Source organism: Marinobacterium sp. xm-m-312 (genome assembly GCF_013283295.1).
GTDB lineage: Bacteria > Pseudomonadota > Gammaproteobacteria > Pseudomonadales > Balneatricaceae > Marinobacterium_E.
Genome location: NZ_WBYS01000005.1, coordinates 79,533 through 92,224, shown reverse-complemented (window position 1 = coordinate 92,224; position 12,692 = coordinate 79,533). Strand labels below are relative to the sequence as shown.

The 12,692-nt window shown below is 50.4% G+C and carries 10 protein-coding genes; 8 read left to right on the top strand and 2 right to left on the bottom strand.

What is annotated here, in order from left to right; genetic code table 11:
- Positions 1-5 precede the first annotated feature (5 nt).
- The gene (locus tag XMM312_RS07480) at positions 6-941 is read right to left on the bottom strand and encodes an AraC family transcriptional regulator (protein WP_173482778.1); all 936 of its coding nucleotides are present in this window, start codon (positions 939-941) and stop codon (positions 6-8) included.
- 151 nt (positions 942-1,092) lie between these two features.
- Here XMM312_RS07480 and XMM312_RS07475 point away from each other — a divergent pair, with 151 nt between their 5' ends.
- The 7 genes from XMM312_RS07475 to XMM312_RS07445 all read left to right on the top strand — a co-directional run bounded on the left by XMM312_RS07475 (position 1,093) and on the right by XMM312_RS07445 (position 11,042).
- Positions 1,093-2,586: a CoA-acylating methylmalonate-semialdehyde dehydrogenase gene (locus tag XMM312_RS07475; RefSeq protein WP_173482779.1), complete on the top strand. Its 1,494-nt coding sequence runs from the start codon at positions 1,093-1,095 to the stop codon at positions 2,584-2,586.
- 42 nt (positions 2,587-2,628) lie between these two features.
- Positions 2,629-3,786 carry an acyl-CoA dehydrogenase family protein gene (locus XMM312_RS07470; RefSeq protein ID WP_173482780.1) on the top strand — a complete coding sequence of 386 codons (1,158 nt, stop codon included), beginning with the start codon at positions 2,629-2,631 and terminating at the stop codon, positions 3,784-3,786.
- A gap of 10 nt (positions 3,787-3,796) precedes the next feature.
- Positions 3,797-4,573, top strand: coding sequence for an enoyl-CoA hydratase (locus XMM312_RS07465; RefSeq protein WP_173482781.1), 777 nt, complete (start codon positions 3,797-3,799; stop codon positions 4,571-4,573).
- 9 nt (positions 4,574-4,582) lie between these two features.
- Positions 4,583-5,680, top strand: coding sequence for an enoyl-CoA hydratase/isomerase family protein (locus XMM312_RS07460; protein ID WP_173482782.1), 1,098 nt, complete (start codon positions 4,583-4,585; stop codon positions 5,678-5,680).
- A gap of 50 nt (positions 5,681-5,730) precedes the next feature.
- Complete coding sequence (mmsB, locus tag XMM312_RS07455) at positions 5,731-6,621, top strand: 3-hydroxyisobutyrate dehydrogenase (protein ID WP_173482783.1); 891 nt, start codon at positions 5,731-5,733, stop codon at positions 6,619-6,621.
- Positions 6,622-6,681: 60 nt separating this feature from the next.
- Positions 6,682-8,568, top strand: a complete 1,887-nt coding sequence (locus XMM312_RS07450; RefSeq protein ID WP_173482784.1) for a propionyl-CoA synthetase — start codon at positions 6,682-6,684, stop codon at positions 8,566-8,568.
- A gap of 308 nt (positions 8,569-8,876) precedes the next feature.
- Positions 8,877-11,042: a malate synthase G gene (locus tag XMM312_RS07445; protein WP_173482785.1), complete on the top strand. Its 2,166-nt coding sequence runs from the start codon at positions 8,877-8,879 to the stop codon at positions 11,040-11,042.
- 43 nt (positions 11,043-11,085) lie between these two features.
- Here the strand turns inward: XMM312_RS07445 and XMM312_RS07440 are convergent, their stop codons facing one another.
- Positions 11,086-11,757, bottom strand: coding sequence for a 2OG-Fe(II) oxygenase (locus tag XMM312_RS07440; protein WP_217361966.1), 672 nt, complete (start codon positions 11,755-11,757; stop codon positions 11,086-11,088).
- Positions 11,758-11,833: 76 nt separating this feature from the next.
- Between XMM312_RS07440 and XMM312_RS07435 the strand changes: the two genes are divergently transcribed.
- The gene (locus XMM312_RS07435) at positions 11,834-12,676 is read left to right on the top strand and encodes an NAD-dependent protein deacetylase (RefSeq protein WP_173482786.1); all 843 of its coding nucleotides are present in this window, start codon (positions 11,834-11,836) and stop codon (positions 12,674-12,676) included.
- The last annotated feature ends 16 nt before the right edge of the window (positions 12,677-12,692 follow it).

Genomic DNA, 12,692 nt, shown 5'->3' with positions numbered 1-12,692 from the left:
ACCCTTCAAAGAGGTGGTATGCGCGCCTGGCTTAGCACATAGGAAAACCCCTGAGTACGAGAAAGTCGGTACTGGCTGGGCGACACCCCCATCTGTTTTCTGAACAGACGCGAGAAATAGTAAGCATCCTCATACCCCACTGCATAGGCGACCTCTTTGATCTCGTTTGTGGTGGTATCTAAGAGGTGACAGGCGCGCTCTATCTTCAGCTGGATAAAACGGTTAATCGGTGTGGTACCTGTCATTTCTCGGTAGCGCTTAACAAAGTGGTATTTTGACAGATTCACACTCGCTGCCAGGGTATCCAAATCCAACCTCTCATGCACATGCGCCTGCATCAGCGAGTGGATCTGATCAAGGCGCCAGCCATCGCGGGTCTCTTTAGCAGCTTTGAGCGGTCGCAACACAGTAATATGTGTCAGGATCTGGCGTAATTGGTTCGCAGCAAACAAATGCGTATTCATATCTTGAGCTGAGCTTCGCGCCTCCAGCAGCGTTTCGAAATCCACTACCAGTTGCGATTGAACGCCAATTGACTCCAGGAAGTACCCGAGATCTTCTTGCTCGCCAATCGCGTGTTCAAAAAACGCCAACGCCAGCTCTCCGTGGAAATGAACCCAGTATATGGTCCAGGGCTGAGTGTCATCCGAATGATAAGCATGGGAGATTCCCTGTGGTACCAAAAGCAGATCGCCTGCGTTAATAGGCGTGTCTGAGTCTCCAACACGAAAACGTCCCTGCCCCTCTATACAGTAAATCAGCAGAAAATCGTCATGCTCTTCTCGCAGCATGCTATGGCCCTGAGCCTTGCGGTAATAGCCCATAGCCAGCGGGTAGAGACCGCGACTCAATGCGGACTCACCGAGCCCCTCGACAATACGCCGCGGGATCATGTAACGGATACTTTCAGGCGGCAGGGGCCAGTTTGAGGGCCGACTCATCTAACAACTCTAATACGAATGACTTACTAAAAACCACAAGATAGTCCATTAATAGAGCAATATTGTCAATCCGCAGAGAGCTATCTGGCTGGTAAAAATAGAACTACAGATTGATTACAACATTCGATAACAAAAAGAACAGGACTATCTCATGACTCAACGCGTACCGCTTTTTATCAATGGCGAAATGATCCAGAGCCGTTCAGACAACTTTATCTCGGTAACCGATCCAGCCACCCAGAATGTAATTGCTGAAGTGCCTTGCGCGACTCACGATGAGGTCGAAGACGCAATCAGCGCAGCGATGACCGCTTTTGAAACCTGGAAAGAGACACCGGTCGGTGAACGAGCTCGATTGATGCTGCGCTACCAAGCACTGCTAAAAGAGCATCATGACGAGATCGCCACACTACTATCCAGCGAGACTGGAAAAACCTTCGAGGATGCAAAAGGTGATGTATGGCGAGGCATTGAAGTGGTTGAGCATGCCTGCAACATTGCCTCACTGTCGATGGGCGAAACGGTCGAGAATGTTGCACGCAAAATCGACTGCTACAGCATCACCCAGCCCTTGGGCGTTTGCGTAGGTATCACTCCGTTCAACTTTCCCGCGATGATCCCACTCTGGATGTTCCCGATGGCAATCACCTGCGGTAACACCTTCGTATTGAAGCCCTCAGAGCAGGATCCTCTGACCCCCATGCGACTTGCAGAATTGTTCCAGGAAGCAGGTGCTCCAGCCGGGTTGCTTCAAGTGGTTCACGGCACAAAGGAGGTGGTCGATCAGCTACTGACCCATAAAGATACTCCAGCGATATCTTTTGTTGGATCGGTAGCGGTTGGGGAGCATATCTATCGTACCGGGACTGAGCATCTTAAGCGGGTTCAGGCATTTGCGGGTGCTAAAAACCATATGGTCATCATGCCCGATGCCTCTAAAAATCAGGTAATTAACAATCTGGTAGGAGCTTCAGTAGGAGCCGGCGGTCAGCGATGCATGGCGATCTCAGTGGCCGTATTCGTCGGACAGGCAAAAGAGTGGATCCCAGAACTTCGCGAAGCGATGATGAAGGTTCGCCCTGGCACTTGGAATGATCCTGATGCGGGTTATGGACCGCTTATCAATCCAGGTGCGCGCCAGAGAGTGCTTGATTTTATCCAGCAGGGTAAGGATGCCGGTGCAGACTGTATCCTCGATGGGAGTGACTGTACCGTCGAAGGATTCCCAGATGGAAACTGGGTAGGTCCAACCCTTTTCCGAAACGTAACTACAGAGATGTCGATCTATCAAGAGGAGATTTTCGGACCGGTGCTCTGCGCGATTGAGGTCGATTCAATTGATGATGCCATCGAGATGATCAACGCAAACCCTTACGGCAATGGTACCTCTATCTTTACCGCCTCTGGAGCAGCTGCTCGCAAATACCAGCATGAAATCAAAGTGGGTCAGGTCGGCATCAACGTTCCGGTCCCTGTGCCGCTACCAATGTTCTCTTTCACTGGTTGGCGTAAGTCCTTCTACGGGGATCAGCATGCGTATGGTAAGCAGGCTGTTAAGTTCTATACCGAGACAAAGACCGTCACTGCGCGCTGGTTTGAAGATGATATCGACACTGGGGTTAATACCACGATTCAGCTAAAGTAATGGGTCAAATCACAGAATAATAACGATAAAGAGGACGAATTGATGGATTTTGAATTAAATGAAGATCAGATCGCCTTTGCTGATCTTGCACGCAACTTTGCTAAGAAAGAGTTTGAGCCCAATGCCGCTCACTGGGACGAAGAGCAAATATTTCCGGTCGAAGCGCTAAAAAAAGCGGGCGAGCTGGGTCTCTGTGGCCTATATGCACCCGATGATATTGGGGGACTGGGTCTTAGCCGCCTTGATGCCAGCATCATATTTGAAGAGCTGGCGATGGGCTGCACCTCTACCACCGCGTTTCTGACCATTCATAATATGGTCGCCTGGATGATCGCGAAGTTTGGGAATGCAGAGACCCGCGAGCACTGGTGTCCGGGACTGACAGCTGGTGATATCTTTGGATCCTACTGCCTGACAGAACCCAATGCGGGTTCTGATGCGGGTTCGCTTAAAACCAGCGCCAAGCGCGAGGGCGATGACTACCTAATCAACGGCAGCAAAATCTTTATCTCCGGTGCCGGTGCAACGGATGTCCTAATTGTTATGGCGAGAACTGGGGAAGCTGGTCCAAAAGGGATCTCAGCCTTTGCCGTCGATGCCAAAACTAATGGGATCAGTTACGGGCGCAAAGAACAGAAGATGGGCTGGAACTCGCAACCCACTCGAATGATTACTTTTGAGGATGTTCGGGTTCCTGCTTCTGCAATGCTCGGCAACGAGGGCGATGGCTTTAAAATAGCGATGAAAGGTCTGGATGGCGGGCGTATCAATATCGGCGCCTGCTCGATCGGCACCGCTCAGGCCGCTCTGCAGAGAGCAAGAGACTACCTGCTTGAACGCAGCCAGTTTGGTAAAACACTGAGCAACTTTCAGGCGCTTCAGTTTAAGCTTGCCGACATGACAACCCAGTTGGTCGCAGCTCGCCAAATGATCCGCATGGCGGCTAGCCGTTTGGATACTGAACACCCCGACCGTACCACTTACTGCGCGATGGCCAAGCAGTTTGCGACCGACGCAGGTTACACCGTTACAGACGAAGCGCTTCAGATCTTCGGGGGCAATGGCTATATCAAGGAGTACCCGATGGAGCGATACCTGCGTGACAACCGGGTCCACCGTATTCTTGAAGGCACCAACGAAATTATGCGTCTGATTATTGCGCGCCGCGCACTGATGCAGGATACCAGCGAGCTGTTATAAGGAAATTAAGATGTCTGACGCACTTATACTCGAAAAACAGGGCCACACAGCCATAATCACCATGAACAATCCGCCGGCCAACACCTGGACGGTGGAAAGCCTCAAGCTTTTGAGCGAAACAGTGGATCAACTCAACGCTGATAGAGAGATCTTCGCATTGGTTTTGCGCTCTGATAGTGAAAAATTCTTTTGCGCGGGCGCCGATCTAAACCTGTTTGCAGATGGCGACCGATCAATGGCAAGGGATATGGCACGCGGCTTTGGTGAGGCTTTCGAAGCACTTTCCAACTTCCGCGGTGTCTCAATTGCAGCGGTCAACGGCTTTGCAATGGGCGGTGGGCTTGAGGTTGCACTCGCCTGCGATATCCGTGTTGCTGAAGAGCAAGCTCAGATGGCTCTTCCCGAAGCAAAAGTTGGTCTACTCCCTTGTGCGGGCGGCACTCAAAACCTGACCATGCTGGTTGGCGAGGGATGGGCAAAGCGGTTGATTATCCTCGGCGAACGCATTAAAGCACCCAAAGCGCATGAGATTGGACTCGTAGAGGAGCTTGTGGCAACCGGCCAGTCGTTCAAACGTGCACTAGAACTCGCAAGACAGGCTGAACAACAAAGTCCTATGTCAATCGCCGCGTGTAAGCAGCTGATTCAGAACAACCGCACTCAACACTGGGAAGCTGGCTATCGCTTAGAGCGTGAACTCTTCGTTGACCTGTTCTTCACAGAAGATCAGCGCGAGGGGGTCAATGCATTCCTTGAGAAACGTGCTCCCGAATGGAAAAACAGCTAAGGACTATCGATGAGTAGCGTACTTTTTACCGAACACCCAACCAAGGACGGGCATAAGATTCTAGAGGTTTCGCTCAATGCTAAGCGTTCACTGAATGCTTTAACTCTGGAGATGATCGAGCTAATCGAACCGCGTCTCGAGAGTGCTGCAAATGACAAACAGATAAAAGCGGTGATTCTGACCAGTGCGGGTGAGAAAGCCTTTTGCGCAGGGGGCGATGTGGTCAACCTGTATAAGTCGATTACCTCTGGTGAGAACGCAAATTTTCCACTCGACTACTTTACAGCAGAGTATCGACTCGACTACACCATCCACACTTTCCCCAAACCGATTATCTGCTGGGGTAGCGGTATCGTGATGGGCGGTGGCATGGGGCTAATGAATGGCTGTAGTCACCGTGTGGTCACTCAGAGCTCACACATGGCGATGCCCGAAGTCACAATCGGGCTCTATCCGGATGTGGGCGGGTCTTTCTTCCTCAATCGAATGCCTGGCCGAACGGGATTGTTCCTCGGACTAACAGGCAACCCTATCTATGCCGCTGATGCGCTTTTTCTAGGGCTGGCTGACCGTTTTATCGACTCAGCAAAATATGATGAGCTAGTTTCGAGCCTTCAAGCCGCTGACTGGAACACTGATGCAGACGTCTGCGTAACTCGTGTTCTTCGTCGCTTAGAGCAGGCATCTCAGGCCAATTACCGGGATGAATCCCCTATTCAGGATCACTTCGACTTTATCCAAAAGATCACCGACCAGGATTCATTAGTGGATTTGATGGAGGCAATGAAAGTCCTTGTGAGTGATGATCCCTGGATTCAACGCTCTCAAAAAGCGATTACTCATGGCTCTCCACTGTCGGTTCATCTGATTGCAGAGCAGCTTAAACGCTCTCGTCACCTATCGCTAAAAGAGGTCTTTCTGGCGGAACTGGTGCTATCTGTACAGTGCTGCCGTCATCGCGAGTTCCCCGAAGGTGTTCGAGCGCTCCTCGTCGATAAAGACAGAAACCCAGACTGGACCTACAAATCGGTTGAAGAGGTTGAAGCCAGTTTTGTTAATAAGTTCTTTGAATCACCATGGGAAACTCACCCTTTGGCGGCAATCTAGAGAATAGAAACGGATCAAACTCCAAAAAATAAAGATAAAAAGGATAGATTATGGCAACAATAGGATTTATTGGGCTGGGCAACATGGGCGGCCCTATGGCGATCAACCTGGTTAAAGCTGGCCATAAGGTCAAAGTATTTGACCTCTCTGAAGAATCGATTGCACGGGTTGTCAGCGAAGGCGCACAGTCATCAACCTCAGCCGTGGACCTGGTAAAAGGCGCCGAGTTTGTAATCACGATGCTACCGGCCGGTAAGCATGTCGAAGGACTCTTTCTCACTGGTGATCAGCCGCTTTTTGATGAGGTCGAACCCAACGCGCTGATTATTGATAGCTCCACCATTGATGCTGAAACCGCTAGACGTGTCTCCGCGGCGGGTGCCAAGCGTGGTATTGAATTTATCGATGCCCCGGTATCTGGCGGTGTTGGAGCCGCGACGGCCGGCACGCTGGCATTTATGGTTGGGGGGAGCGAATCTCAGTTTGAGCGAGCCAAACCGATCTTAGAGGGGATGGGTAAAAACATCTTCCGCGCCGGTGATTCAGGTGCAGGGCAAATCGCCAAATGCTGCAACAACATGTTGCTGGCAATCCATATGGCCGGAACTGCAGAAGCACTGAATATGGGCGTGCGCAATGGTCTAGACCCAGCCGTACTCTCAGAAATTATGAAGCAGAGTTCAGGTAACAACTGGTCGTTACAGGTCTACAACCCCTACCCAGGAGTGATGCCAAATGTTCCCTCCTCTAATAGTTACCAGGGCGGTTTTCAGGTTGATCTGATGTTCAAAGATCTTGGACTGGCGATGGATGTCAGCCAACAGAGCACTTCCCCCACTCCCATGGGATCTGCAGCGCGTGCTCTGTTCTCGCAACACAAGAGCAACGGAAATGGCGGATTAGACTTCTCCAGCATCTTGAAGCTCTATCAAAATGAGTAACTGTTAAAAGGCGGCTTCAACAGCCAGAATCATAAAAAAATAACAATAAAGGATTACAAGATGAGATACGAAGATGAGTACCAGACTGCGCTGGACAATCCAGAAGCTTATTGGGCAGCGCAAGCAGACAGAATCGCTTGGTTTAAGAAGCCAGAGACGGTTCTTCATGAAACAGAATTTGGCACCTACAATTGGTACGCTGATGGTGAGCTAAACAGCTGTTATCTGGCACTAGACCGTCAGATTGAACAAGGGCGTGGCAATCAGGTTGCGCTCTACTATGATTCGCCCGTCAGCAACACCAAAGAAGCGATCACCTATCAGGATCTTCTCACCAGAGTTTCACGATTTGCCGGTGCACTTAAAGCCTGTGGTGTCAGCAAAGGTGATACCGTGCTGATCTACATGCCTATGATACCTGAAGCCGCCGTAGCAATGCTGGCGTGCGCACGACTCGGCGCAGTGCATTCAGTCGTCTTTGGTGGGTTTGCACCCAATGAGATGGCGATCCGTATTGATGATGCCAGCCCCAAAGTAATTTTAACCGCTTCGTGCGGTATTGAGTTTGATAAGCAGATCGCTTACAAACCATTGGTTGATCAGGCGATCGATCAGGCGACGCACAAACCCGCACACACCATCGTATGCCAACGACCAATGTTGCAAGCTGAACTGGATCAGGCCTGGGATCTCGACTGGTACGAGATTCAGCAAGAGGCGGAACCGGCAGATTGTGTAACGGTTAAGGGTTCAGACCCGCTCTATATTCTCTACACCTCTGGCACAACGGGACAGCCAAAAGGGATCGTGCGCGATAACGGAGGTCATGCGGTTGCACTGAGATATGCACTAAACAACGTCTACGGCATGGAAGCGGGCGATGTCTGGTGGGGCGCATCCGATATCGGCTGGGTTGTCGGACACTCTTTTATTGTTTACGGCCCCCTTATGGGCGGCTGCTCTGCAATATTCTTTGAGGGAAAACCGATCAAAACACCCGATGCGGGCACATTTTGGCGCGTAATTGATGAGTATCGCGTTAATTCAATGTTTTGTGCACCGACAGCTTTTCGAGCAATACGCAAGGAAGACCCGAAGGCAGATTTATCGAAACAGTATGATCTTAGCAGCCTGAAATGGGTGTTTGTCGCCGGTGAGAAATTGGACTCATCCACCTATTCATGGCTATCAGAGCTGCTTAAGGTTCCGGTGATTGATCACTGGTGGCAAACCGAAACCGGCTGGCCAATGACTGCACCGATGATGGGCTGGGAAAACCCTTCTGAGGTCCGACTGGGCTCGACCAACAAACCGATTCCGGGCTATAACATTATGGTACTAGATGATGCGGGCATTCCGGTCGAGGCCGAATCAACCGGGAATATCTGTGTCAGCCTGCCGATGCCACCGGGTGTTGCCTGGAGTATCTGGAACAACAATGACCGCTACCGGACCTCCTATCTCGAAGCATTCCCAGGTTACTATCATACGGGCGATGGCGGATTTAAAGACTCCGAAGGGTATATCTACATCACAGGGCGTACTGACGATGTAATTAATGTTTCTGGACACCGTCTCTCGACCGGTGAGATGGAGGAGGTTCTCTCTGGACACTCTGCAGTGGCCGAGTGCGCTGTAATCGGCGTTAATGACGATTTAAGAGGACAACTTCCGCTAGGATTGGTTGTACTGAAAGCAGGAGAGAGTATTGCTGAAGAGACGCTGGTCGAGGAGTTAACTGCAATGGTGCGCGACCAGGTCGGAGCAGTAGCTTGTTTCCGTCAGGCACTGATTGTTCAGCGACTTCCAAAAACTCGTTCAGGTAAGGTGCTGCGTGCTGTGCTGAGGAAGATTGCAGCGAATGAGAGCTATACAATGCCCTCGACAATCGATGATCCGGCCATACTCACCGAGATAGATCAGAACCTGAGATCAGCAGGCTTCTGAAAAGCTCAAACACAGGGGAGTGCGTCAAGCGCACCCTCCTTTAAAATCCCTTTATTGTGAAAAGTCCCCGATAAAGAACGTTGGCTTTGTCAGCAGTGTAAAAAGCCCAGCCTTGCTGGGCTTTTTTATTTCCAATTCCACACTATGAAATAACGACTAATTTTCCACAGTATGAAATAGAACATTTCACACTTGAGACTAAAGGTGGGTTACATATATATGGCAGTCGTTTAATGTTGCATAGCACAATTTGAAACCGCGACCCTTCGGCGACACAGAGCCGGCCAACGCGAAACTCAGGAGTAATTATGATTCAACGTACCGAAGTAAATGGCCTACAGGTCGCAACAGAACTCTACACCTTCGTTAACGAAGAAGTCCTTCCAGGCACAGGCGTCAGCACTGATGCTTTTTGGAGCTCATTTGCATCAATTATTCATGACTTAGCGCCTCGTAACCGCGAATTACTCGCTAAGCGTGACCAGATCCAAGAGCAGATGGATGAGTGGTACCGCGCACATCAAGGCGGTTACGACTTTGCTGAATACAAGGCCTTCCTAAAAGAGATCGGTTACCTGGTTGAAGAGGGTCCTGATTTTAAGATTACAACCTCTAACGTCGATCCTGAAATGGCGACCATGGCCGGCCCACAGCTCGTGGTTCCTGTTATGAATGCTCGTTTTGCATTGAACGCAGCTAACGCACGTTGGGGCAGCCTTTACGATGCACTGTACGGTACGGATGCGATCTCGACTGATGGCGGTGCAGAGATTACGAAAGCTTACAACCCAGCACGTGGTGCAAAAGTCATCGCTTTTGGTCGAGACTTCCTAAATGAATCGGCACCCCTTGCTTCAGGCTCACATGCTGATGTGACCGCTTACACCATTGTGGATGGCGCACTGGTTGCCACCATTGATGGCAACGCCGTTGCACTGGCAAACCCTGAGCAGTTTGTCGGCTACAAAGGTGATACAGCAGCACCAGAATCCATCCTACTGATCAACAACGGTTTGCATTTTGAAATCCAGATCGACGCTTCTCACCAGATCGGTTCAGAGGACAAAGCTGGCGTTAAAGACATTGTGATGGAGTCGGCTCTAACGACCATCATGGACTGTGAAGACTCTGTTGCAGCAGTTGATGCCGAAGATAAAACTCTGGTTTACCGCAACTGGTTAGGTCTTATCAAAGGCACACTGAGCGAAACGATCGAAAAAGGTGGTCAATCATTCACTCGTACTGTAAACGGCGATCGTGAATACACCAGCAAAGATGGTCAGCCAATGGCACTTAAAGGTCGATCTTTGATGTTCGTTCGTAACGTTGGCCACCTAATGACCAACAACGCAATCATCGATAAAGATGGCAACGAAGTGCCTGAAGGCATCATGGATGGCATGATCACTTCAACCATCTCTATCCACGACGTGAAGCACAACGGTAAGTTCAACAACACTGTGACTGGATCTATCTACATCGTTAAACCGAAGATGCATGGTCCTGAAGAGGTTGCTTTCACAAACGAGCTTATGGGCCGTGTTGAGCAGGCTCTGGGACTTGAAGAGAACACAATCAAAGTCGGCATCATGGACGAAGAGCGTCGCACAACGATCAACTTGAAAGAGTGTATCCGTGCAGCGAGCTCACGTGTTGTGTTTATCAACACAGGTTTCCTTGATCGCACCGGCGACGAGATCCACACCTCGATGGAAGCAGGCCCAATGATTCGCAAAGGCGATATGAAAGCAGCTTCTTGGATTGCGGCTTACGAAAATTGGAACGTGGATATCGGTCTTGCATGCGGTCTAAGCGGCAAAGCACAGATCGGTAAGGGCATGTGGGCGATGCCAGATCAGATGGCCAACATGCTGGATCAGAAGATCGGTCACCCGATGTCTGGTGCAAACACTGCATGGGTTCCTTCACCAACAGGCGCTACACTACACGCCCTTCACTACCACAAGGTTGATGTGTTCGGCCGCCAGGAAGAGTTGGCGAAGCGTGAGCGCGCTTCTCTAGACGATATCCTAACCATCCCTGTAGAGCGCAACCCACAGTGGAGTGCTGAAGAGATCCAGGCAGAGCTGGATAACAACGCACAGGGTATCCTTGGCTACGTTGTTCGTTGGGTTGATTCAGGTATCGGTTGTTCGAAAGTACCAGACATCAATGATGTTGGTCTAATGGAAGACCGCGCAACGCTGCGTATCTCATCACAGCACATCGCTAACTGGATCCGTCATGGCATCTGCACAGAAGCACAAGCGATGGAGACTCTAAAGCGTATGGCCGCTGTTGTAGATCGCCAAAATGCGAACGATCCAACTTACACACCACTGTGTGACGACATCGACAACAACATCGCATTCAAAGCGGCGTGTGACCTAGTTATCGATGGCTGCAAACAGCCAAACGGCTACACAGAGCCAGCACTACACGCACGTCGTCTAGAGCTGAAAGCTGCTCGCTAATAGACAGCACTGCAAAAAAAACGGGCCACCATGGCCCGTTTTTTTATCTTGGCGGATCGACACGATCTAAGGTTGATCCATTTACTCGGTACCAGCCAGCTATGGAGTAACGATCTCGGTTTGCGGGGAGCACTTCGTGAGGGAACTCTTCACTTAAAAACAGAACAACCGTACCCATCAGCGGTGTGACTTTAAGTCCTTCGGTGTCGGCATCGTTTTGATAAAGCACCAGCTCGCCACCATCCTCTGGTCCCCAGTTTGGGTTTAGGTAGACGACCATCGACAGCACTCTGTTACGCTGATCTCGGAACGCATCGTAGTGGCGCTTATAAAAGTCACCGGCAGAGTAGTGTGCCAAATGGCTCTCAAACGAAAATAGGCCTAAAAATAGACGACGATTCAAATAACTTTGTAAACGATTCGCCCAGGCCAACCAACGGGCGCCTATGGGGGTTTCGCCGGTAAACCAACAGATACGATCTGTGCGCACAAATTCATTCTGCATGTGTTGATTTTGACGGCCAATACCCGCAACAGTGAACTCAGTTTCATCCAGGCCGTATAACTGTTCGCAGATATCTTGTCCGAGCTCTACCGGCAGTGACGCGGGGCAGATCGCATAGCCTTGGCTTTGAAGGTTGTTCGCGATCTGTTCAAATAGAACCTCTTCATCGGCATAGGATTGCAATTCGGTCAGGGGCTGAGCAGGCATCATAGGTATGAACTCAAAAAGATAAGAGATGCATTTCATTCCTAAATCGAGGAATAAGCAAGCTTTTAGAGAGCAATTAATGACAAGATTTAACCCTCAGAGCCAACAGCTGGCCGACTTTATAGAGCGTCACCCTAGACTGTTAGTATTAACGGGTGCCGGCATCAGTACCGGCTCAGGGATACCCGCTTATCGAGACGCTAAGGGTAACTGGCAATCACCGCCTCCGGTACAGCATGGTCAATTCATTACTCAGTTGGCGGTGCGTCAACGCTATTGGGGACGTAGCTTAGCGGGTTGGCATACCATGCGTGATGCCCAACCCAGTAACGCACATAAAATATTAGCCGCGCTTGAAAAGCGAAACCGTATTGAATTACTGGTGACACAAAACGTCGACCGTTTGCATCAAAAGGCGGGGAGCCAGAACGTTGTCGACCTGCATGGCCGTGCAGACATCGTGGCCTGCATTGATTGTGACTATGAAATTACCCGTGATGAGATGCATCAGTGGTGTCGGCGTGAAAACCCAGACTTTAATGCCCCGCACTCAGCGCCAAGGCCCGATGGTGATGCTGATTTTGAAGCCGATTTTAGCCACTTCAAGGTTCCCAACTGCCCTGATTGTGGCGGCGTAATGAAGGCGCGCGTTGTCTATTTCGGTGATAACGTCCCGAAAGAGACCGTATTTAGTGCGATTAATGCACTGGAGCGATCAGATGCCCTGCTCTGTATTGGTACGTCGCTGCAGGTTTTCTCTGGATTCCGCTTTAATCGCCATGCGCAGCAACATCAGATTCCACAAGCGGCGCTGACGCAAGGGGTGACTCGTGCCGATGAGATGCTAGATCTCAAGATCGATGCTGAGATTAATCACACCCTTGAAGAGGTCGCTAGCCAGCTTGGAATAGATTGGCGCTAGTTGATATCAGCTCTGG